Genomic DNA, 21,872 nt, shown 5'->3' on the forward strand with positions numbered 1-21,872 from the left:
GTGGGTGATCCTTGGCTCAGTATTATCGGTCTGAATGAAGATAGCTTGGACGGGTTGTCCACCGCAAGCCGTGAGGCGCTGGTAAACGCCGACATTGTATTTGGTGCCCCACGTCATCTGGAGCTTGCGCAAGCGGGTGCACGCGGTCAGGCATGGCCAGTACCCTTTTCTACTGCGCCGGTATTGGCATGTCGTGGCATGAGGGTTGCTGTCCTCGCGTCCGGTGATCCGTTCTGGCACGGTGCTGGCGGCAGTCTTGTGCGGGATCTGGCGCGGAACGAGTGGCATGCCTATCCCGCCCCTTCAACATTTACACTCGCCACGTCTGCACTTGGCTGGCGAATGGAAGAAATCACATGCCATGGCCTTCATGCCGCCCCGCTTGCCCGGTTGCGCGGGGTCCTTGCCCCCCATGCGCGTATGATTTGCCTCATGCGCGATGGCAACGCGCCCGCGCAACTGGCGGATTGGCTTAACGCACAGGGAGCTGGTGCGGCGACCCTTACGGTGATGGAACGTTTGGGTGGTCCGAACCAGCGTTTGCGTGATGCTCGTGCGGACGCATTTAGCCTGACGGATATCGCGGCGCCTGTTACGGTGGCTGTCGAATTGCCGTCCGGTGTTGGTCTGTCCCGCGCTTCTGGTCTGCCAGATGATGTTTTTGCCCATGACGGCCAGATTACGAAACAGCCTGTGCGCGCTCTCACACTAAGCGCGCTGGCCCCCCGTCCAGATGCGCTTTTGTGGGATATCGGTGCCGGATCAGGCTCTATCTCGGTTGAATGGTGTCTTGCAGGAGGGCGCGCGATCGCTTTTGAACAACATCTAAAACGGATCGCCAATATAGAGCGGAACATAGCGGACTTCGGTATTTCACACCGCATGAAGGCAGTGGCTGGCCTCGCCGCTGACTATCTTGCAGATCATCCAATACCAGATACGGTTTTTGTCGGAGGCGGGGCGCGCCAACCCCTTCTAAACAGTCTCTACGAAACCCTGCCTGCAGGCACACGCCTTGTGATAAATGGCGTTACACTTGAGACGGAGGCCCTGCTGGCTCAGGCACATTGCGATAGGGGCGGTCTATTGATGCGGTTTGATATTGCGCAGGCGACCCCGCTCGGCCCTATGCGCGGCTGGACGGCGGCAAGACCGATTGTTCAATGGAGTGTAACGCTATGAGGGTCGCCGGTATTGGATTTCGCGGTGGCGCTGAGGTGTCGTCCCTTGAAGATGCGCTTTTGCGGGCAATCGATGCGGCAGGTGGCATTCCTGTTGAAGCACTTGTTACTGAGAGTGCAAAATCTCGTGCGCCTGTCTTTAAAGAGCTCGCTCAGATGATGGGACTTCCAGGTCTTGGCGTAACAACCGAAGACATAGCCCAAATGATAACCCCGACCCAGTCGCAACGCGTGCTCGACCAGTTCGGCACGGGAAGCTTGTGCGAAGCGGCAGCCCTTGTTGCCGCAGGGACAGGTGCCACTCTGGTTGCGGTGCGGGCCATCTCGGGCGATGGTATGGCGACGGCTGCGATTGCCGATGTAAGCGGGGAAAGCGTGTGACAGTACATTTTATTGGTGCAGGACCGGGTGCAGCTGATTTGATCACTCTGCGCGGGCGTGATCTGATCGCGGCAAGCCCTGTTTGTTTGTTTGCTGGATCGTTGGTGCCCGAAGGCATCCTTGCCCACTGCCCGCAGGGAGCGCACATCGTGAACACGGCACGCCTGTCGCTTGATGAAATTATGGAAGAGATTTCTGCGGCCCACGCGCAGGGTCTGGACGTGGCGCGTGTCCACTCGGGGGATCTGTCGATCTGGTCTGCCATGGGCGAACAGCTACGCCGTTTGCGCGCACTCGGGATCCCTTTCGATGTGACGCCTGGTGTGCCCAGTTTTGCCGCTGCTGCCGCGACCCTCGCGGCGGAGCTTACCCTCCCTGGAGTGGTGCAATCCGTCGTCCTTACACGCACCTCTGGCCGTGCAACGGCGATGCCAGAGGGCGAAACACTTGCTAACTTTGCCGCCACGGGTGCGACCCTTGCCATTCATCTTTCGGTTCATGTGCTAGAGCGTGTGGTAGAAGAGCTTACTCCCTATTACGGTCCGGACTGCCCGGTCGCTGTTGTCTGGCGTGCCAGTTGGCCGGAGGAGCGTGTGGTACGTGCGACCCTCTCCACCTTGCAAACTGAGATAGGGGAGGAAATGGCCCGCACCGCGCTTATTCTAGTGGGACACGCCCTCGGATCCGAAGATTTTGACGAAAGCAGGCTCTACGCAGGGGATTATGACCGGCGGTTTCGCCCTGTGGGCACAGCACCCAGATTTCCGGAGGCTGAATGATACCCCCCGGCTTGATGATTTCTGCTCCTGCCTCAGGTACGGGCAAGACAACGCTCATGCTGGGCCTGCTCGCCGCATTTAATGCGCAGGGCCTCAAGGTACAGCCCTTCAAAAGCGGGCCGGATTACATTGATCCAGCGTTCCACACGGCCGCTTCGGGGCGTGCTTCGTTTAACATCGACAGCTGGTCGATGGAGGATGCTCGTATCGAGGGGCTAGTCAGCAATGCGCAGGGCGCTGACCTAATCCTCGCTGAGGGTTCCATGGGTCTTTTTGATGGTGTGGCGATCCACGGCGCCTCTGGAAACGGGGCAAGCGCGGACATCGCGGCACAGATGGGTTGGCCTGTTGTGCTGGTGCTGGATGTCTCGGGCGCCGCTCAGTCGGTCGCGGCTACTGCGCTTGGATTCAAAACGATGCGCCCTGATGTAACGCTCGCGGGTGTCGTTCTTAACCGTGTCGCCTCCCCCCGCCACGAGGCGCTTGTGCGCGTGGGAATGGAGCAGGCGGGCATTGCTGTCCTTGGTGTGCTGCCCCGCCGTGCCGAGATGACATTGCCGGAGCGCCATCTGGGCCTTGTCCAAGCGGGCGAGCAAGAAAATTTGGGCGCTATCCTTGATGATGCCGCCGCATTTATTGCGGAACATGTCGATCTGGACGCCTTGCGTGCTGCAGCTTCGGGTGCGCGCCCTGACATTGCCCACCCGTTTTCTATCGTACCCCCAGGTCAGCGGATTGCGTTGGCACAGGACAATGCCTTTGCCTTTGTTTATCCGCACCTTATCGCCGGTTGGCGTGCCGCAGGCGCGGAGATTTTGCCATTCTCTCCCCTGCGAGATGAAGCCCCTGACGACAGCGCTGATATCTGCTGGCTGCCCGGCGGTTATCCTGAACTCCATGCGGGTCCTCTTGCCGCAGCACAGCGCTTTAAATCCGGCATGCGGACATTTGCAGATACCCGTCCGGTTCATGGTGAATGCGGGGGATATATGGCCCTTGGCGCGGGACTTGTCGACAAAGATGGCGCGCGACATGAGATGCTTGGATTGCTCGGTTTGGAGACATCCTTTGCAAAACGAAAATTCCACCTTGGCTACCGACGTGCCAAGCTGAACATCGCCATTCCCGGCGCGCCTGCGGGGGCGAAACTGCGCGGTCATGAGTTTCATTATGCCACGATCCTCAACGAGCCGGACAGACCGCTCGCCCAGATCACCGACAGCAACGGCCTGACCGTGCCTGAGACTGGCACCTACCGCACTAGTGCTGGTGGCGGCCAAGTGTCGGGTACCTTCTTCCATTTGATTGCCGAGGGCGCATGACCGGATTTGTTTCATTTGTATCATCCGGCCCGGGTGACCCCGAACTGCTTACGGTTAAGGCCGTGAAACGACTGGAGCAGGCAGACGTTGTTTTATTTGATGACTTGTCGGCGGGTCCAATTCTAAGCCATGCGCGTGAGGGTGCAGACCTCATTGGTGTGGGGAAACGTGCGGGGCGACCTTCCCCCAAACAGGACCATGTGAGCCGTGTACTGGTGGAATACGCTCAGGCAGATTTGAGAGTTGTGCGGCTTAAATCTGGCGATAGCGGTATGTTTGGCAGGTTAGAGGAGGAGATCACGGCCTTGCGTGCCGCCGCCATCCCGTTCGAGATCATTCCGGGTGTGACCAGCGCCTCGGCTGCGGCTGCAACTGCCGGCATCCCCCTTACACGCCGGCTTACCGCGCGCCGCGTGCAGTTCATCACCGGCGCTGATGTAACGGGTGATCTGCCGCCGGACGTCAACATGGAAGCCCTTGCTGATCCCATGGCAACGACTGTGGTCTATATGGGCAAGCGGACGTTTGCGGGTCTTGCTGCGCGCCTGATTGAGCACGGTCTTTCTCCTGATACACCTGCCATGCTTGCGGAAGCTGTCTCGACCCCCGCCGAACGGTTGGAGCGCTTTACCATCGCCACATTGGCTGAACATCTGCAAACCACAACAACCAGCACGCCGGCTTTGATTTTCTATGGTCCTTTGGCTGAGCCTGAGAAATGAAAATGTTTGTTTGCAATATATGCACCGCAGATAGTGCTGCCTTTGTTGAGCGAGTCCGTGGTGCTTTTCCCCTGCTAAATGTCGAGGGCATCGATTGTATGTCGGGATGTGCCCGAGCCCAGACCGTTGCGTTCCGCGCAGCAGGAAAAACCGCCTATCTGTTCGGGGATATTACAGAGGCAGATTTCGAGGCATTAGAGACGTTTTGCGGTCTTTATGCAGACTCTGACGATGGTAAATTCAGGGATGCCCGCGCCCTTGGTGATCTGCGTCACAAGGCAATCGCGCGGATACCGGCATGACTTTGCAACTTACCCTTATTGGTATTGGCACTGGGAATCCCGAACATCTGACGTTGCAGGCAATCCGCGCCATGAATGCCCAAGATTTGATTTTGATACCGCACAAAGGCACGGGAAAAAACGACCTCGCACAATTGCGCCATGAGATTTGTGCGGAGGTATTGACCAATCCAGCAACGCGCATCATTGAATTTGAGCTTCCTGTGCGCAACGAGGCCACTCAAAATTATCGCAAGCGGGTTGATGACTGGCACGATGAAATCGCTGCTATTTGGCAAAGTGCCATTATCTCGAACGGAGCACCGCAAAATGTGGCGCTTCTTGTCTGGGGTGATCCGTCGCTATACGACAGCACCCTGCGAATTGCGTCGCGCCTTATGCCAACGCCGGAAATAACAGTCATCCCCGGTATAACATCACTCCAAACACTCACCGCAGCACACGCAACTGTCCTGAACGAGATCGGTGCACCGTTTATCGTGACCACGGGTCGGCGCCTGCGCGATGAAGGTTGGCCTCCCGGCGTTGATACGGTCGCTGTGATGCTGGATGCAGGTGCCGCATTCGAGGCAATCGCACCCGAGGGTATTTATATCTGGTGGGGCGCTTATGTAGGCATGAAAGAGCAGATCGTGATCGAGGGCCCGCTGATCGACGTCGCCGGGGAAATCACGAAGGTGCGCGCCCGCGCCCGCAATGCGCATGGTTGGATCATGGATATATACCTCCTGAAAAAGCTCTGACAAAACAGGCAGTTTTCCGTACTGGCCGATAAGCGGATGTCACCTGTAGAACGCACACAGTTACATCCTAGTCTGGATCGACCTTTCCGCGCATGGCTTTGACTTCGCCGCGCACTTTCTTTGCTTTCAAGCGCCGTTTTTTGGAGCCCAATGTGGGACGCGTAGCGATCCGCCGCTTGGGAGGAGTAAGCGCTTTTTGAATCAGTTCCTTGAGGCGCTCCCGCACCAGATCGCGGTTACGTGCCTGACTCCGGGTTTCGTCACACTGCAGAACCAGCGCACCTTCGAGGGTCCAACGCCGTCCTGCTAACCGCCTAAGACGGTTTTTTACAGGAAGTGGCAAAGAAGGCGAGCTCGCAGCTTCGAACCGTAACTCGACAGCCGAGGACACTTTGTTGACGTTCTGGCCGCCTGGACCGGAGGCGCGCATAAAGCTCTCGGTGAGTTCCCAGTCCTGAATGATGATCGTGTCGGTGATATGCAACATACGCAGGATCATAGCGTGCGGCTGCGTAAGGTGAAGGGGGCACGCGAAAAGGGCCGCCCTGAAAAAGAGCGGCCCTATCGAATTGAATAGGAGGTGGAACCGGTCAGACCGATAGCCACTTCGGATTTCAGTAGACTAGGGGCTGCCCTAGCAAACGACCTCCAAAGTTGTTCCGACACCATTCTCCAGTACATTTCTAATCACTAGATCACCTCCTTTGCATTTGTTGAACCTGCCTAAAGTTGGCACAGGATCGCAGGATCACAAAGCATTTTTTGTCCGAATGCCGAAGGTGAATGTAGTGTGCTGCTTTAAGGAGCACGCAACCGCGCTGTGATCATCCGGAACGGGACAAGCGCCACCAATGCCAAAGAAAGCTTCACAGCCCAGTCCGCAACCGCCAGTGATACCCATAAAGGTGCAGCGGGTCCTGATCCAAGGATCGGTAGCACCTCGGACGCCCATGAAACATCGGTGCCTGCATGTACAAACGACAGTGCGCCGGAGAATGCGATGGAGAAGAATATTATTGTGTCCACGGTACTTCCCAAGAGCGTGGAAACCAGCGGCGCCTTCCACCAAGCGCCATCCCGCAGCGCCGCGAAAATACCAACGTCAAGCATTTGTGCTGTTAAAAAAGCAAGCCCCGAAGCAATAGCGATGCGTACAGTGACCAGCGGGCCAAACTCGCCCATAATCTGCGTTCCGATCAGTGAGCAAATGATGCCTACGACAAAACCGGCAAGCACAACGCGCCGCGCCGCAGCTGTGCCGTAAACGCGGTTCATCACATCGGTGACCAAAAAGGCGAGGGGGTAGGTAAACGCCCCCCATGTCAGCCAGTTGCCGTATAGGAATTGAACAAGAATGTTGGAGGCCACGACAATGACGGCCATGGCAATAATACCGGGAAAGTGAGTGCGTGTCATAAGTTTAAACCGTTTTGTGCAAGGGTGCGGCGACTTGGCCTGCGGGGATCGCAGACAGGGCGTGCTTTAGGTGGGATCTCCCCACGGTGCAACATTATTCGATGACCACAAATTCCACGATCTGCGTACGTTGTAGGGCGAAAAAATTATCGTCCGAGATAAGTGTGACGTGCATCAGCCCATCCTGATCCGACCACACACTTATTCCTTCAAGGTTATCATAGCGCGCGGGGATTGAAGTCATAAGCGTATATTCACGCGGCGCATGAGGGTCGAGAACGAACATTCGCACGCGGCTGCGAAATCCAATCGGCGTCACTGTGCGCTCAAGCAACCAAAACCGCCCCAGGGCGTCGATGTCGGCGCCCACGGGCACAAATGGCCCCCGCTGGGGAATGTGGGCCGCCACACGCCACTGGCCATCAGTATAGGTATATAGCGGGAAGGGATGCCCGCGGGCCGGCGCTGCTTCGGTCAGGGCGAAAAGCGTTCCGTCCAACCCGATCGCCAAAGCCTCTATACCGGAGTTGTCACCCAAACTGTTCCGGAACGGCAATGCTATCCGGTTACCCGTCCGACCGGTTTGCGGGTCAAGGTCCATTATCCGGTGACGATGTTCGAAGGAGACGAAGGCATGCCCGTTTTCTGCGATGGCGAGGCCTTCGGCATCGGTTGCCTTTTTGCCCAATCTGCGACCGTTTTCATCTGTCAGCGGCCGAAAACTCTGAACCTCCACAGTCTCAAGGACACCGCTACGATCTCGCCTCAACAAAGCTTCTAGGAGATGACCGCGATCAGTGATCACCGTCATGCGTGTGCCTTGTCCGGTGACCTCTATCCCAGACCATCCTCCAAACCAAGGTGCCTCAATCTGCCATCGCAGAACTCCGTCAGGACGCAACGACGGTTGAGCCGACGCGAGACCACACAGGCAGATAAATGCCAGCGCGAGGTGGATCAATTTGCGTCAAGCACCGCTTTACACTGTGCGGGAAGGTCGGCAAGCACGAGTTCGCGGCGCGGTTGCGGGTCCTCCGCCGGTTTTTTTTGCGGTTTGGGCGCTACTTTTGGCGGGTTAATAATATTGGCTTGCCACTGGCGCGCATCATCACAGCCGTCGCCCGCTGGTGGCGGCGTCTGGTCTACACATCCTTGCGCCCCTCGGGGGCAGGCGAGGCGAATATGAAAATGGTAATGATGCCCATACCATGGACGAATTTTGTTCAGATAGCTCCGGTTGCCCCGCTCATCATCGCACATTTGGACCTTTGCACCAGGAAAGACAAAGATCCGCGAAACACGTGGATCCTGTGCGGCAGCCTTAATGATTTCGTGATGCGACCGTGTCCACGCGCTGTTGACATAGGCCCCGCTGGCACGGCGTGTAGAGATAGATGATATATTCTCGCGCTGGCTGCGGGTCAGGCTGAGGGAATTTGGTGGCAACATCCAGATATCGGCATCCAGACCGATCTGATGGCTGCGGTGCCCTGTGAGCATCGGGCCGCCACGGGGCTGACTCATATCACCGACATACAAACCATTCCAGCCGGGCTGCTGGGCCGCGAACTGGCTCAACTTGGTGACCATATCAACCAGCTCGGGGTGGCCATAATTGCGGCCGCGCGCCAAGCGCATTGCTTGCCACGTAGGGCCACTTTCTGCCAGTTCTACACCGCCTGCCAGACATCCTTTTGCATAGCTGCCGTAAGCGGCTGAGGATTGTGCCGTGGGCATCGATTTGGTCCCGAACAGCTTCTTGGCTTCGACATTTGCTAGCGGGCCGGCAAGTTCGCCAATGGTAGGCAGATCTGCTTTTTGCGCTTTTGAACCACTGATATCACGGGCACCGCCACAGCTGGCCACCAGCACACCCAACGCGGCAATCGTCAGAAGCTTTTTAACATTCATTTGGAGAAATCCCCTTTTGGTTTCACCCAGATTAGCAGAACCAGCCCTATGATGAACAGCCCCACCACGGGGGTAATCCCCAATCGCTGGCTACCTGTTATCTGGCTGGTCAGAGCGATCAGCGCAGGGGCGAGAAACGAAGTTGCTTTGCCAGACAGGGCATAAAGGCCGAAGGCTTCCGTCATACGCTCAGGGTTGGCCTGCCGCGTCATCATATTTCGCGACGACGCCTGAAGCGCTCCACCCGCTGCACCAATCACGGCGCCGGCGATAAAGAAGGTGATGTCAGGCATGCTAGAACCTTCGGACAGCGGAATTCCAAGGATCGAAGTGGGCGTAATCATGACGATCAACAGCGCCACCAGCGCAAGCGCAATCACACAAAATACGATGACGGGCATCGGGCCTGTTCTGCGGTCGACACGCCCTGCGATCCAGCAAAAGAAGGCCCCCGAGATCAGCGTGAGGATACCGAAAATACCCACTTGGGTTATCGACCATCCCAGCACACCCACGGCATAGACGCCGCCAAACCCGTACATCCCGTTGAGCGCATCGCGGTAAAACATCGAGGAGCCGAGATAGGCCATCAGGGAGGGATGATGTGGCAGATTTTTAAGCGTAGCTAGCAAATCATTAATGCTTTTTCCGATTAAAACACGCGGCACGCCTGGCTTTGGCACATCACGGATATAGAGAAAAAACGGGATCATAAATACAGCATACCAGACCGCAGCAAGCGGCCCGACAATGCGGGTGTCTGCCTTGGTTGTAGGGTCTAGGCCAAATAGCGGCCTCAGCCCGACCAGCGTCTTTCCGCTGTCAGTTGCCTGAAAGAGGATCAGCATGATCATGAGCGCGACCAGACCGCCGACATAGCCGAAGGCCCAGCCGGAGCCTGAAATGCGCCCCAACTCTGCGGGATCACTATCAAGCTCGGGAAGGTACGAGTTTGTAAAGATCGTCGCAAACTCCATTCCGATCAGGCCGATGCCAAAAAAGAGCAAGGCCCAAAGGATCGAAAAGTCCTGCGGTGCGGTCCACCATAAAGCGGCTGAACCTATGAAATACATCAGTGAAAACAGCCAGATCCATGGAAGTTTTCGCCCCGAATTATCCGCGATGGCACCAAGGATTGGCGCAAGCAGTGCGATGAATATTCCTGCAGCGGCCAGCCCCCAACCCCAATAGGCCTGTGCCTGCGCCCGCGCCGCCCCTTCCGCCATGCCCTCTGCAATCAGATTGGCCGATAGAGTGCTGGCGAAATACGGCCCGAACGTAAAGGTGAGGAGGAGGGTATTATAGGGTTGGCTGGCCCAATCGAAGAAATACCAGCCCCATATCCGCTTGCGTTGTGAAACCACTGACATAAAAACCCGCTCCCCGTTTCTGCGATCATAGAACAGGCTGTATGCGATGGCGCAAGAATTGGTTTTGTCAGTCCTGCATCGGGGGCCATGGGCGTGACGCCTCGGCCAGCGTCCAGTTCATGATCCAGTCTGGCATTGCAGGTGAAGGGATATCCTGCCCCAGTGCCGCCAGAACACGCAGCGGCGCAACAATGCCGTTTTTGTCGGTCACGGCAGCGCGGTACAGGACGTGGCTTGCGCATTCTCCATTCCGCTTCCACATGGATTGCTCGATATATATGAATTTTTGATCCCAGCAGACCGCTCTACTTCTGGTCTGGAAGCGTTCAAATGCCCGAATGCGGCGGCGAAAACGAACATGCGATCCCGCCATTGTCAGACCCCACCTTTCTCGCCGGAGAACGTCGATCAACCCCGCGCGCTGCGCCATTGCGATGCGGCCCAGATCATACAAGGTGAGGGCACGGCCATTGTTCAGCTCCAGAAATGCGTCCAGATCATGCGGCCAGCAGATATGCTGCGAAGCATGCTCTTCGGTTAGCGATTTCAACTTGGGCATGCGGCGGGCAAGATAGACATCTTTGGCCATACGAAGAAACGGGAACATTTATGGGACTCCTTTCCTACTGCACATGACCTATCGGCGGCGTGCGTCAACCATGAACCTCGCGGCACTCTTGTCCTTTTTGCGGATCGCGCTTAACTGCAGTTCTATATCTATTGAAAAAGGACTGCTGCCAGTGACCTCGATTTTTATGATCCTGATGCTTTTGCTAAACATTTTGTGGTTCTTCATCATCGCGCATGTCGTGATGTCGTGGCTGATCAATTTTCAGGTACTTAATACGCGCCAGCCACTGGTTGCGCAAATCTGGTACGGTATTAACCGCCTGTTAGAGCCGATTTACGGGCCTATCCGCCGCGTTCTACCAAATATGGGTGGACTTGATCTGGCGCCGCTTGCGGTTTTGATCGCTGTTGCGGTTGCGCGCATTGTGTTGACCAATAACGCAGCACTTTTTTACTGAGATCCATGACGTCACAGGGCTTAATAGGGGTCGTCAGGCCCTTGCTCCCGTGCAAGTGATATGTGACTCTGCAACGGCTGTATTTCCCAAAAACTAGGTCACCCTTATGTCCGGCGCCGCACCGCTGCTAAAAGATGTATTCGGATTTGACGGGTTCCGCCCCGGACAAGAAGAGATTGTGGAGGCGGTGACTGCCGGAGAAAACGTGCTTGCCATCATGCCAACGGGCGGGGGCAAATCCCTTTGCTTCCAGCTTCCAGCTTTGATGCGTGAAGGGGTCACGGTTGTAATCTCGCCATTGATTGCCTTGATGCGCGATCAGGTCCGCGCCTTGCAAGAACTCGGAGTGGGCGCAGGCGCGCTGACTTCAGGTAATACTCCCGAGGAGACAGATGCGGTCTGGGAAGGGCTTGAGGCGGGCACGCTCAAGCTGTTGTATATGGCTCCCGAACGCCTTGCTGCGGGGTCGGTCATAGGCATGCTAAAGCGTGTGGGCGTGCGGATGATCGCGGTGGACGAGGCACATTGTGTAAGCCAGTGGGGCCATGATTTTCGCCCCGATTACCTTCGTATCGGAGAGCTGAAACGGGCTCTTAACGTGCCCCTTGCCGCATTCACAGCCACAGCAGATGCTGAAACGCAGGCAGAGATTGTCCAAAAGCTTTTTGAGGGGGTGCCGCCACGCGCCTTTTTACGAGGATTTGACCGCCCTAATATTCATCTTGCCTTCGCTGCTAAGGACTCCCCGCGCACTCAGATTCTCGAGTTTGCTGCTGCGCGTCGTGGACAATCTGGGATCGTTTATTGCGGCACGCGGGCTAAAACCGAAGGGATCGCGCGCGCTCTCAACGATGCAGGGCAAACTGCCATTCACTATCACGGCGGGATGGAAGCGGAGGACCGCAGGATCGCCGAGCGCAGATTTCAGCAAGAAGACGGGCTGATCGTCGCCGCCACGGTGGCCTTCGGTATGGGCATCGACAAGCCCGACATCCGCTGGGTCGCCCACGCCGATCTGCCAAAAAGCATCGAAAGTTATTATCAGGAGATCGGTCGCTCGGGGCGGGACGGCGCACCCGCCGAGACGCTGACCCTTTTTGGCCCTGAGGATATCCGCCTGCGCCGTACCCAGATTGATGAAGGGCTGGCGCCGCCTGAACGACGCAGTGCCGATCATGGCCGCCTCAACGCGCTTCTCGGCTTGGCCGAAGCTCTCGATTGTCGTCGCAAAACACTGTTGGGGTATTTCGACGAAGGGGACGTGACCTGTGGAAACTGCGATCTTTGTGACAGTCCTGTAGATACCTTCGACGGAACAACAGCGGTGCGCAAGGCGCTCTCAGCCATGCTACGCACCGAGGAGTGGTTCGGAGCGGGACATCTGATCGACATTCTGCTCGGCAACGAGACGGCCAAGGTCAAACAGCGCGGGCACCAGTCTCTCCCGACTTATGGCGTTGGCACCGAATACTCCAAACCCGAATGGCAAGCGGTGTTCCGCCAGATGATGGGCCGCGATCTGGTGCGTCCCGATCCTGCGCGCCACGGTGCACTGCGTATGACTGATGCGGCCCTGCCTATCCTGCGCGACGAGCAGTCTATCACCCTGCGTCGCGACAGCATCAAAGCGGCGGGTAGTGCGCGCAGGCCCGCTGTCAAAGCGATGGTTAACGATGAGGACGCGCCGTTGCTTAGTGCACTCAAGGCAAAACGGCGCGGGCTGGCCGAAACTGCAAAAGTACCAGCCTACATTATTTTTACCGACCGAACCCTGATCGAGATGGCCGAGACGCGGCCAAAGAACCTCGACCAGATGGCGGGGATCAGCGGGATTGGCGCAAAAAAACTTGAGAGCTATGGCCGCGCTTTCCTTGAGGTGATCAATGGTGAGGCCGAGATGATGCATCCTCAACGGCGCAAGTTGGCAGGGCGGGGTGCGGGCGATCTTTATGACCAACTTCTTGAGGTGCAGGCGGATCTGTCGCGTGGTGCGCTGGGCACAGAAAAGCCGCTGAGTTGTTCAGCATCCCTGCTGGCGAAGGTAGCGCAGCTGCACAATCCCGATGCGGGCGCGATCGAGCGCATTTTAGGTGACAAACGCGCGGAGCGTTTTGGTGCCGCATTTCTGGACGTGCTACGTAGCGCGGACTAGATGGTTCATTGGACATAAAAGGAGCGGATATGCTTGTTGTGATTTCACCGGCCAAGAAATTGGATTGGAGCGAGCGGGATGCGGTTACCACTACTCCCGATTTTCTCGATCATGCGGCACAGCTTGTGGCCGCAGCGCGCAAGTTGAACGTGGAAGAATTGAAATCGCTTATGTCGCTGAGTGATGCCCTTGCAACGCTCAACCGTGACCGCTTTACTAATTTCGCCGAGACACCCGACGCAGATCTGACCCGTCCTGCCGCACTGGCTTTTGCCGGAGACACGTATCAGGGCCTTGAGGCATCTAGTCTGGACACAGAAGAGATGAATTTTGCGCAGGATCACTTGCGCATCCTGTCGGGTCTGTATGGTATTTTACGCCCGCTGGACGCGATCCAGCCCTACCGCCTTGAAATGGGTAGCAGGCTTAAAACCGAAAGGGGCAAGAACCTTTATGACTACTGGGGTAGCGAGATATCGCAGGCGATCAATGCACAAGCACAGGCCACCGGAAGTGACATTCTGGTCAATTGCGCCAGTCAGGAATATTTCGGGGCAGTTGACCGCAAAGCGCTCAATTTGCAGGTAATCACACCGCAGTTCATGGAAGATAAGGGCGACGGGAAGGGCCCGAAAATCGTGAGCTTTTACGCCAAAAAGGCACGCGGTGCGATGGCGCGATTTGTCATGCAGAACCGGATAAAAGTGGCGAAAGGTATTCTGGATTTCGACGCCGGCGGTTATGCTTATACCGCTGCGCTGTCAAAGCCGGATGCGCCTGTGTTTTTGCGCCCCTATCCCGAATCCTGAGCATTTTCCTTTTGGGGAAGGCCTGCCAGTGCTTCGGTTGGAAATACTGGTTCGGTGTCCGAGGGCTGCGCAAGTTTTACATGATCCTCGATCAGGGCGCGGCGCAGGGGTTTGGTAAGGTAATGATCCAGACCCGCCTCGAGGATTGATTTGTCATCGTCCAGCAATGCGTGCGCTGTCATCGCAACCACAGGAATATGCCGACCTGTACGGGATTCGATCTCGCGGATATGTCGGGTCGCCTGCTTGCCATCCATACGCGGCATAGAGATGTCCATAAACACAAGGTCAGGTTTGAAGCTTTGGTATTTTTCCAGCGCTTCCTCACCATTCGCGGCAAATTCGAGCGTGATGTTGAGAAATTTAACCATTTTGCTGAATACCAGTTGATTGGTGCGGTTATCCTCAGCGGCCAGCACGCGCATCTTCCGCAGTTTCGCGGGTGGCATTGTCAAAGGTAAATCCGAACCTTCCGGGGGTGTAATCGTTTCCAGCATGGTGAACAGGGCACGCCGTGGCAGCGGCTTTTGCAACATTCCCACAAAGGGCGTAGCAAGCGGATCGTGTTTGAGCGCGGCGAGATTTGAGCTCAATAGAAGTATCGGGATCAAGCGCTTGCGCTTCGAAACCTCCTCCGCAAGGGCAAGCGCATTTATGTGGGGTAGTTTGTGGTCAGTTATAATCAGATCGATTGACTCATCAAGTTGGGCCAAAGCGGCTGCGGTATTTGCCACTCCGATGGTTTTTAGCTGTAGCTGTGAAAGTTGCCGTTCAAGAATGATGCGGTTGGCCGGTACGTCGTCGATTACCATCACCCGCCGTATCTCCTTGGCTATTGTGGGATAGGCTTTATCAATCGGTCCGTTCGCCACCATTTTAATCTTGAAGCCAAAGCACGACCCGATACCCTCTTCGGAGGTGACCCAAATTTCGCCGTTCATCAATTCAACCAGTCGCTTGGTAATAGCCAAGCCCAGGCCTGTCCCGTCAAACTGTCGATTGCGCTCGTTCTCGACCTGATTAAATTCCCCAAAAATATGTTTGGTCATATGGGCAGGGATACCGATGCCAGTATCCTCGACGGTAAGATGAAGTGTTACCGAACCGCTTTTTTCATTTGCGATGCCGGTGACACGGATAAGGACGTGGCCCTGTGTTGTGAATTTGACAGCGTTGCCAATCAGGTTGGTCAGTACCTGCCGGACACGACCTGCATCGCCTAACAAATCCGTGGGAAGAAAAAGGTCGTAATCAAGCAGCAATTCGACCCCTTTTTCACGCGCCATCGGCTGTAAGAGCATGATCACTTCCTGACAGGCGCGTTCGAGATCAAATGGGGCGCTGTGCAGCTCAAGGCGGTTCGCCTCGATTTTCGAGTAATCAAGGACATCATTGATGATGATAAGCAGTGCCTCGCCGGAGTTTTTGATGGTCTGTACATACAGCCGCTGTTCTTCAGTCAGCAATGTATCATCAAGCAGTTCGGCCATGCCGACGACCCCGTTCATGGGCGTCCGGATCTCATGGCTCATGTTGGCTAGGAAGGCCGATTTCGCCCGGTTCGCAGCTTCTGCAAGCTTGCGCGCCGCATCCAATTCCCGCTCGTACCGGACACTTTCAGTAATATCGAGCCCCAGCGATACGACATCACCCCCCGGCCCGCGTTGGTCGATCATTTTGATATATGTGCCGTTCCAGAGCTGTATGATCTCTGGCTCGGGGTGGCGCATCTGGAAGCGGGTCAGCATCCGCTGGCGCCATGCCGTGGGCTCCACCCCGTTCAGATTTACGATACCCTCATCGGTGAGCGCCTGTAGGATCGTTACAAAATTGACGCCCGTCTGAATTACCTCGAGACCTTCAAAGACCGCGAGATATGACTGATTTGCCATAATGAGGCGATTTTCACCGTCAAAAAACGCAAACCCGTCCTTGATGGTTTCAATGGAGTGCCACAGCCGCCGCTCGACCACGGCAATTTTCTCGTGGGCGGCGGTTAGGTCCGATTTGACCTTCCGGTTCTCCTCGCCCATGCTTTCCATCATGGCGCGGGTATCGACGATTTCGTCGCTTAGTTCGCGGGCATTTCGCCCTAATTTACGATTGGCAGCAAAAAGCTCTGCTTTTTTGAGTTCCAGCATTCTTTCTGCCGCTAAGCGACCACGCCGCTCTTCGGTGAGTTTTTGCTGTAGGCTCATCCATTCCTCACAGATCGCGGGGTGAAGACTCCTTGTGCAATAGTATCTGTAAACATGGTCTTAAAACTATCGTCCTTGCTTGTGAGTGGAGCTGCGTGTCACCATCGTGCCATTGAACAAATGGGGATTCTGTAATGCGTATTTGGGTCACAGCCGCCGCTGCCGCACTAGGCCTGTTGGGGGGCATTTCAAATGTTGCAGCACAGCAGGCAATGCCGGAACAGCGCTATATTTACACGCAGGACGCCGATTTCTACGGGGCTGATCTGGGGCCGCTCTTCGAAACAACACAATCTGCCTGCGCACGTGCATGCAGCGCACAAACAGAGTGTACGGCGTTCACCTTCAATACCCGCTCAAACGCGTGTTTTCCCAAGTCGGCAGTCACCGAAGAACAATTTTTTCAGGGTGCCCTGTCAGCGCGCAAAATTATGCAGTCGCCGGATAAGACGGCACTTGCCGCGCAGCGCTTGCGCGAGATCGAATTTTTGAGCGCACCTGATCTCGATGCTGCCATCGCGCTGGTTCAAACCAACGCCGATCGCCACCCGCTATCCGCTGCGCTGCCGGAGGATATGATCAATGCTATGAATGTAGCAATCGAACAGGGAGATGTCGCGACTGCCGCGCTCTGGGCGGGGCATGCCGTGGCGTTGACGGACCGAGGCGATTTGTGGGCCCGTCTTTCAGAACTGGGGTTGATGCCCCGTAAGGGGACGCCACGCGATTTGGCGCGCCGGTTGGAAGAGGAGGCTGTCGCCACCGCGACAAATGCTTATCTGCGCGCGACGACCCCGGATGAGCAGGTCACCGCACTCGACTTACTTGCCCGAGCTTATGAGGCAAATAATCGGGGCCGCGATATGATTGCGCCCTTGCGCCTTGCCGCTACGGTTGAACCAGAGGCTGGTTTTGAGTCCGCTATGGAAGCTGCGATCGGCAAATACGGGTTCCGCATTACGGATACACGCGTAGACAATAACACAGCCCGCCCGCGCATTTGCGCCGAGTTCTCGGAAAAGCTGGTGGCAGGTGGAATTGATTACGCCCCTTTTGTCCGGCTGGAGGACCCCAAACTGGTTGTCGAAGCAGACGGTCAGACGCTGTGTATCGACGGCGTCCGCTTTGGCAGCCGCACAACGGCAACCTTCCGTGCAGGATTGCCCGCAGCCAGTGGCGAGGTTCTGCATAAGGACGTGACCATCACTCAATATGTCCGTGACCGCGATCCTTCTGTACGCTTTTCCGGCCGCGCTTACGTACTGCCGCGCGGGTCCGATGCTGCGCTGCCAATCGAGACTGTGAACACAGACGCCGTCACCCTCAAGCTGCGCCGCGTGAGCGACCGCAATCTGCTGCGCACCATTCAGGACAGCTACTTCGGCAAGCCGCTCAGCCAGTACGAGGAGGAAAGGTTCGCCGATAACATTGCGCAGGATATCTGGGAGGGGAACGGCGTAGTACAAAATAGCCTGAACGATGCGATGACAACCCGATTGCCGCTGGCAGAGGCGCTGGCGGGGCAGCCTGCAGGAATTTACGCGCTCACTGCGGGGATTAAGGGTGCTGATCCATACGAAACGCCCTCAGCGACGCAGTGGTTCATCCTCACTGATATGGGGCTGAGTACAATCTCGGGCACCGACGGTCTGCATGCCACCGTGCTGGGGCTTGGTGATGCGGCGCCGCGCAGCGATGTGACACTCACGCTGATCTCGCGTGCCAATGCGGTATTGGGGGAGGTTGCGACCGATGCCCATGGTCGCGCCCATTTACCGAATGGTTTGACGCGCGGCAGCGGTGCGTCCGCGCCCGCGTTGCTGATGGCGCGGGGCAGTGATGGCGATACGGCGTTTCTATCACTGACCGATCCCGAGTTTGATTTGTCAGATCGGGGTGTCGAAGGACGCCCGTCTGCGCCCCTCGTTGATACTTTTCTGACAACAAATCGCGGCGCTTACCGCGTTGGTGAAACAATATTTGTGACCGTCCTTACCCGTGACGGTCAGGGCCGCGCGCTGGAAGGTGTGCCGCTGGTGGCTGTGCTAAAGCGGCCTGATGGCGCAGAATATAGCCGCACCCTCACGAGTGGTGCTATGGCCGGAGGGCATGTTTTTGCACTGCCGCTCGGCATGCAGGTGCCACGGGGCGCATGGCGGCTCGATTTGGTGGCTGACCCTGCTGACGGGCCGCTGGCTTCGCAGACTGTGCTTGTCGAAGATTTTTTGCCTGACCGTATCGAATTTGACATTGCTCTGCCTGAAACGCCTGTTGCGTTGGGGGACCGTCCAGCGCTCTCCATTGCGGCGCGCTATTTGTTCGGTGCGCCTGCGGCCGGACTGGAGGCGGAAGGCGAGATCCGTTTGCGGACTACCCGCACGTTAGAGGAATATAAGGGATATGTATTTGGCCGCCATGATGCGCGGTTCGATACGCGCACGACCTATTTCGAGCCCACCGGAACTGATGCGCAGGGTAATGCCGTCTTGAACGTCGTCATGCCACAGATCGACGAAGCGCCAAGCCAGCCGTTCGAGCTGGCGGTTGTGGTACGGATCGCCGAAGGATCGGGCCGTCCGGTTGAGCGGCGACTAACCCGCGCGTTAAAGTCGCAAGGGCCGATGATCGGAATAAAGCCGAACTTTATCGACGTCCTCGCCGAGGGAAGTGATGCAGAGTTTGACCTAATTACCACCAGCGGCGAGATGCCTGTGCGCTGGACCTTCAACCGGATTGATACACAGTACCAATGGTACCAGCAGGGCGGCAACTGGGCGTGGGAGCCGGTTACGCGACGCATCCGTATCGGCACGGGGGAGCTAACGCTCGCGGAGGGGCCTACCGGCATCGCTCAACCGACCGCGTGGGGAGAATATGAACTGGTGGTCGAGCAACTCGAAGCGCCATTTGCCGTGACCTCGGCCACGCTCTCGTCAGGCTGGTATGGCGGTGGCGATGCGTCAGCCACGCCCGATTTTCTGGCGGTCTCCTTGAACGACGAAAGCTTTGACGTCGGCGATGAGGCGGAGCTGCGGCTGGTGGCGCCGACAGCTGGTATTGCCTTGATTTCGGTTCTGTCCAACCGCGTGATCGACCAGATGAGTCTCGCCGTCGAAAAGGGCGAAAATCTAATCCCGATGACTGTGACGCAGGACTGGGGCAACAGCGCCTATGTCACCGCTTCGCTTGTTCGTCCAATGGATTTGACCGCAGGCCTGAACCCTGCGCGCAGTATTGGCCTTGCACATGCGGCCGTGCGGCCTGAGGGCAAGCAGCTTACCGTCAGCTTGAACGCGCCTGGACAGGTCGACGGACAGGCAGGGATGATGGCCGTTCCGCTGAAGGTCGAAGGCATAAAGGCGGGCGAAAAGGCTTATGTTACACTCGCGGCTGTCGACCTAGGCATCCTTAACCTCACCGATTTCCAAGTGCCCGATCCCACGGATCACTACTTTGGCCAACGGCGTCTGGGTGTGGGGTTGCGCGATATGTACGGTCGGCTGATAGACGGATTGAGCGGGGCAATGGGAGCTGTTCGCTCCGGCGGTGACGCAGCGGCATCGGCACAGTTGCAATCGCCCCCGCCGACCGAAGCGTTGATGGCGTTTTTCAGCGGTCCGGTCACAGTAGATGCAAGCGGGCACACGGTCATCGAGGTAGCCCGCCCTGCCTTCAACGGCACCGTGCGCCTTATGGCTGTCGCGTGGTCGGAGTCGGGTATTGGCAATGCGACGCAGGATGTGATCGCTCGCGATCCGGTTGTGATCACGGCCAGCCTCCCACGTTTGCTTGCACCTGACGACAGCAGCCGCTTGCTGCTCGAAATGATCCCCACTGGCGATCAATCGGGCGATATGAAATTGGAGATTTTTGCTGACGCAGGGGTGGCATTGGGACCTGTACCCGCTCAGGTTAACCTAACAAGTGGGAATACGCTGCGTCTGCCGCTGGAGATTATTGCACGTGAAATCGGGGATCATGATATTATCGTTCAACTTACGATGCCGAATGGTGAGGCACTGCGCCGTGTTCTGCACATGCCGGTTCGTATCAATGATCCGGAGGTCGCAACGACCCGCCAGTTCTCGCTTGGCCCTGATGAGACATTCACCTTCGACACGGCAGTTCTGACAGGTCTGCGTGCAGGAACCGCGAGTGCCTCGCTGAGTGTGGGCGCGCTGGCGCGATTTGACGTGCCGGGATTGCTGCGCCTGCTAGATCGTTACCCCTATGGCTGCACGGAGCAGGTGACCTCCGGCGCACTGCCGCTTCTTTATTTGAGCGATCTAGCGCAGGATGCCGGTTTGGGCACTCCGCCCGAAATCGATGCGAAGATTGCTAATAGCATTTCAAAGGTTCTTGCGCGGCAGTCAGCGAATGGTGCTTTTGGAATGTGGCGCGCAGATACGGGCGCTTTTTGGCTGGATGCCTATGTCACTGATTTTCTGTGGCGTGCGGATGCACAGGGCCATGCTGTACCTGCGCGTGCCATGGCTTTGGCGCTGGACAATCTGCGCAACCGGATCAATTTCGCGCCGGATTTTGACAAGGGAGGCGAAGATATCGCCTATGCCATGTTGGTACTTGCCCGCGCCGGTGCGGCCCAGATGGGTGATTTGCGATATTATGCGGATACCAAAGCTGGTGCATTCGCCACACCGATGGCCGCGGCACAACTCGGGGCTGCACTTGCGGCTTATGGCGATCCGGCGCGCGCCGATGTGATGTTTGCACGCGCCGGCGCCCTCATGCTGCGTCCTGCGGATCAGACTGTTTGGCGTGATGATTTCGGCAGTGATCTGCGAGACCGCGCTGCTGTTGTCACGCTTGCTGCCGAGGCGGGAAGCACCGCGCTCAGTCTCGCCGACATCACGCGATCGCTACAGCCCCAAGGGCGGGGTTTGTCAACACAGGAGGCGGCTCAGGTTGTGTTGGCTGCCCATGCGTTAGGAGTCGCGCAAACCGACACTGGTATCGAGGTAAATGGTCAACCGGCGACGGGAAACGTGGTGCGGCGCATCAGTGACCGCGATCCGGTCGTGACCACCCTGCGCAACACCTCACGCGACAACATCGACCTGACGCTTACAACATTCGGGGTGCCAGAGATCTCGCCCGACGCTGGGGGCTATGGCTACGCGCTCACGCGGCAGTATTTCACGATGGAGGGAGTTGAGGTTACCGGTCCTTTTGCTTCTGGCACGCGACTGGTCGCGGTTCTGAACGTCCAACCCTTCGAGCAATTCGGCGCACGCTTGATGATCGACGATCCGCTTCCGGGTGGTTTCGAGATCGACAATCCAAGCCTGCTTCGCAGTGGCGCGGTACAAGCGCTCGACTGGCTAAGGGTGGTGGAACCGCAAAACGTCGAATTCCGCGCTGACAGATTTCTGGCGGCGGTCGATCATGACGGGTCAGAAGCCTTCCAGCTCGCTTATGTCGTGCGGGCAGTATCGCCGGGGGAGTACCATCATCCTGCCGCGTTGGTCACTGATATGTACCGTCCTGAATATCGCGGTAATACCGCTGCTGGCCGCTTGACCGTCACCCCGTGAGGA

General features: G+C 57.1%; 18 protein-coding genes. 11 read left to right on the plus strand and 7 right to left on the minus strand.

Annotated elements, in window-relative coordinates:
• Genes C8N30_RS08720 through cobF form a run of 7 tightly spaced genes read left to right on the plus strand, consistent with a single transcriptional unit; the run spans nucleotide 1 to nucleotide 5,430 of the window.
• Nucleotides 1–1,182 (plus strand): bifunctional cobalt-precorrin-7 (C(5))-methyltransferase/cobalt-precorrin-6B (C(15))-methyltransferase, encoded by a 1,182-nt coding sequence (locus tag C8N30_RS08720; RefSeq protein WP_025064120.1) that lies wholly within the window; start codon nucleotides 1–3, stop codon nucleotides 1,180–1,182.
• A complete protein-coding gene (locus tag C8N30_RS08725; protein ID WP_025064121.1) occupies nucleotides 1,179–1,562 on the plus strand; it encodes a cobalamin biosynthesis protein in 384 nt (127 codons plus the stop codon). The genes C8N30_RS08720 and C8N30_RS08725 overlap by 4 nt, the downstream gene beginning before the upstream one ends.
• On the plus strand, nucleotides 1,559–2,341 hold the full coding sequence (gene cobM, locus C8N30_RS08730; protein WP_025064122.1) for a precorrin-4 C(11)-methyltransferase: 783 nt from the start codon (nucleotides 1,559–1,561) through the stop codon (nucleotides 2,339–2,341). The genes C8N30_RS08725 and cobM overlap by 4 nt, the downstream gene beginning before the upstream one ends.
• Nucleotides 2,338–3,663 carry a cobyrinate a,c-diamide synthase gene (locus C8N30_RS08735; RefSeq protein ID WP_025064123.1) on the plus strand — a complete coding sequence of 442 codons (1,326 nt, stop codon included), beginning with the start codon at nucleotides 2,338–2,340 and terminating at the stop codon, nucleotides 3,661–3,663. The genes cobM and C8N30_RS08735 overlap by 4 nt, the downstream gene beginning before the upstream one ends.
• Nucleotides 3,660–4,385, plus strand: coding sequence for a uroporphyrinogen-III C-methyltransferase (gene cobA, locus C8N30_RS08740; protein WP_025064124.1), 726 nt, complete (start codon nucleotides 3,660–3,662; stop codon nucleotides 4,383–4,385). Before C8N30_RS08735 ends, cobA begins: the two co-directional genes overlap by 4 nt.
• Nucleotides 4,382–4,687 (plus strand): DUF1636 family protein, encoded by a 306-nt coding sequence (locus C8N30_RS08745; protein WP_025064125.1) that lies wholly within the window; start codon nucleotides 4,382–4,384, stop codon nucleotides 4,685–4,687. Before cobA ends, C8N30_RS08745 begins: the two co-directional genes overlap by 4 nt.
• Entirely contained in the window at nucleotides 4,684–5,430 is a 747-nt protein-coding gene (cobF, locus tag C8N30_RS08750; RefSeq protein ID WP_025064126.1) for a precorrin-6A synthase (deacetylating), read from the plus strand. Before C8N30_RS08745 ends, cobF begins: the two co-directional genes overlap by 4 nt.
• Nucleotides 5,431–5,497: 67 nt before the next feature.
• Here the strand turns inward: cobF and arfB are convergent, their stop codons facing one another.
• From arfB to C8N30_RS08780, 6 genes are all read right to left on the minus strand, one after another.
• Nucleotides 5,498–5,917: an alternative ribosome rescue aminoacyl-tRNA hydrolase ArfB gene (arfB, locus tag C8N30_RS08755; RefSeq protein ID WP_025064127.1), complete on the minus strand. Its 420-nt coding sequence runs from the start codon at nucleotides 5,915–5,917 to the stop codon at nucleotides 5,498–5,500.
• 311 nt (nucleotides 5,918–6,228) lie between these two features.
• On the minus strand, nucleotides 6,229–6,846 hold the full coding sequence (locus C8N30_RS08760) for a queuosine precursor transporter (protein ID WP_025064128.1): 618 nt from the start codon (nucleotides 6,844–6,846) through the stop codon (nucleotides 6,229–6,231).
• Between the two features lie 94 nt (nucleotides 6,847–6,940).
• Nucleotides 6,941–7,807, minus strand: a complete 867-nt coding sequence (locus C8N30_RS08765; protein ID WP_025064129.1) for an esterase-like activity of phytase family protein — start codon at nucleotides 7,805–7,807, stop codon at nucleotides 6,941–6,943.
• Nucleotides 7,804–8,757 carry a penicillin-insensitive murein endopeptidase gene (mepA, locus tag C8N30_RS08770; RefSeq protein WP_025064130.1) on the minus strand — a complete coding sequence of 318 codons (954 nt, stop codon included), beginning with the start codon at nucleotides 8,755–8,757 and terminating at the stop codon, nucleotides 7,804–7,806. Before mepA ends, C8N30_RS08765 begins: the two co-directional genes overlap by 4 nt.
• Nucleotides 8,754–10,127, minus strand: a complete 1,374-nt coding sequence (locus tag C8N30_RS08775) for an MFS transporter (RefSeq protein ID WP_025064131.1) — start codon at nucleotides 10,125–10,127, stop codon at nucleotides 8,754–8,756. The genes mepA and C8N30_RS08775 overlap by 4 nt, the downstream gene beginning before the upstream one ends.
• Before the next feature lie 67 nt (nucleotides 10,128–10,194).
• Nucleotides 10,195–10,734, minus strand: a complete 540-nt coding sequence (locus C8N30_RS08780; RefSeq protein ID WP_025064132.1) for an acyl-CoA thioesterase — start codon at nucleotides 10,732–10,734, stop codon at nucleotides 10,195–10,197.
• Between the two features lie 133 nt (nucleotides 10,735–10,867).
• On the opposite strand from C8N30_RS08780, the gene C8N30_RS08785 reads away from it, so the two are divergent.
• The 3 genes from C8N30_RS08785 to yaaA all read left to right on the plus strand — a co-directional run bounded on the left by C8N30_RS08785 (nucleotide 10,868) and on the right by yaaA (nucleotide 14,116).
• On the plus strand, nucleotides 10,868–11,155 hold the full coding sequence (locus C8N30_RS08785; RefSeq protein WP_025064133.1) for a YggT family protein: 288 nt from the start codon (nucleotides 10,868–10,870) through the stop codon (nucleotides 11,153–11,155).
• A 106-nt stretch (nucleotides 11,156–11,261) separates the two neighbouring features.
• Nucleotides 11,262–13,307, plus strand: coding sequence for a DNA helicase RecQ (gene recQ / locus C8N30_RS08790; protein WP_025064134.1), 2,046 nt, complete (start codon nucleotides 11,262–11,264; stop codon nucleotides 13,305–13,307).
• A 29-nt stretch (nucleotides 13,308–13,336) separates the two neighbouring features.
• Nucleotides 13,337–14,116 (plus strand): peroxide stress protein YaaA, encoded by a 780-nt coding sequence (gene yaaA, locus C8N30_RS08795; protein WP_025064135.1) that lies wholly within the window; start codon nucleotides 13,337–13,339, stop codon nucleotides 14,114–14,116.
• Here yaaA and C8N30_RS08800 read toward each other — a convergent pair.
• Nucleotides 14,101–16,314 (minus strand): response regulator, encoded by a 2,214-nt coding sequence (locus tag C8N30_RS08800; RefSeq protein ID WP_025064136.1) that lies wholly within the window; start codon nucleotides 16,312–16,314, stop codon nucleotides 14,101–14,103. The two genes, yaaA and C8N30_RS08800, sit on opposite strands and share 16 nt — an antisense overlap.
• A gap of 134 nt (nucleotides 16,315–16,448) precedes the next feature.
• On the opposite strand from C8N30_RS08800, the gene C8N30_RS08805 reads away from it, so the two are divergent.
• On the plus strand, nucleotides 16,449–21,869 hold the full coding sequence (locus tag C8N30_RS08805) for an alpha-2-macroglobulin family protein (protein ID WP_025064137.1): 5,421 nt from the start codon (nucleotides 16,449–16,451) through the stop codon (nucleotides 21,867–21,869).
• Nucleotides 21,870–21,872: the final 3 nt, after the last annotated feature.

It is taken from the genome of Sulfitobacter guttiformis (genome assembly GCF_003610455.1).
GTDB classification, from domain to species: domain Bacteria; phylum Pseudomonadota; class Alphaproteobacteria; order Rhodobacterales; family Rhodobacteraceae; genus Sulfitobacter; species Sulfitobacter guttiformis.

Excerpts from the sequence above, each read along its gene's own strand:
- cobA (WP_025064124.1), top strand. The coding sequence starts at position 3,660 with ATGACCGGATTTGTTTCATTTGTATCATCCGGCCCGGGTGACCCCGAA.
- C8N30_RS08760 (WP_025064128.1), bottom strand. The coding sequence starts at position 6,846 with ATGACACGCACTCACTTTCCCGGTATTATTGCCATGGCCGTCATTGTC.
- C8N30_RS08745 (WP_025064125.1), top strand. The coding sequence starts at position 4,382 with ATGAAAATGTTTGTTTGCAATATATGCACCGCAGATAGTGCTGCCTTT.
- mepA (WP_025064130.1), bottom strand. The coding sequence starts at position 8,757 with ATGAATGTTAAAAAGCTTCTGACGATTGCCGCGTTGGGTGTGCTGGTG.
- cobF (WP_025064126.1), top strand. The coding sequence starts at position 4,684 with ATGACTTTGCAACTTACCCTTATTGGTATTGGCACTGGGAATCCCGAA.
- C8N30_RS08800 (WP_025064136.1), bottom strand. The coding sequence starts at position 16,314 with ATGAGCCTACAGCAAAAACTCACCGAAGAGCGGCGTGGTCGCTTAGCG.
- yaaA (WP_025064135.1), top strand. The coding sequence starts at position 13,337 with ATGCTTGTTGTGATTTCACCGGCCAAGAAATTGGATTGGAGCGAGCGG.
- C8N30_RS08735 (WP_025064123.1), top strand. The coding sequence starts at position 2,338 with ATGATACCCCCCGGCTTGATGATTTCTGCTCCTGCCTCAGGTACGGGC.
- recQ (WP_025064134.1), top strand. The coding sequence starts at position 11,262 with ATGTCCGGCGCCGCACCGCTGCTAAAAGATGTATTCGGATTTGACGGG.
- C8N30_RS08775 (WP_025064131.1), bottom strand. The coding sequence starts at position 10,127 with ATGTCAGTGGTTTCACAACGCAAGCGGATATGGGGCTGGTATTTCTTC.
- C8N30_RS08725 (WP_025064121.1), top strand. The coding sequence starts at position 1,179 with ATGAGGGTCGCCGGTATTGGATTTCGCGGTGGCGCTGAGGTGTCGTCC.
- C8N30_RS08780 (WP_025064132.1), bottom strand. The coding sequence starts at position 10,734 with ATGTTCCCGTTTCTTCGTATGGCCAAAGATGTCTATCTTGCCCGCCGC.
- arfB (WP_025064127.1), bottom strand. The coding sequence starts at position 5,917 with ATGTTGCATATCACCGACACGATCATCATTCAGGACTGGGAACTCACC.
- C8N30_RS08805 (WP_025064137.1), top strand. The coding sequence starts at position 16,449 with ATGCGTATTTGGGTCACAGCCGCCGCTGCCGCACTAGGCCTGTTGGGG.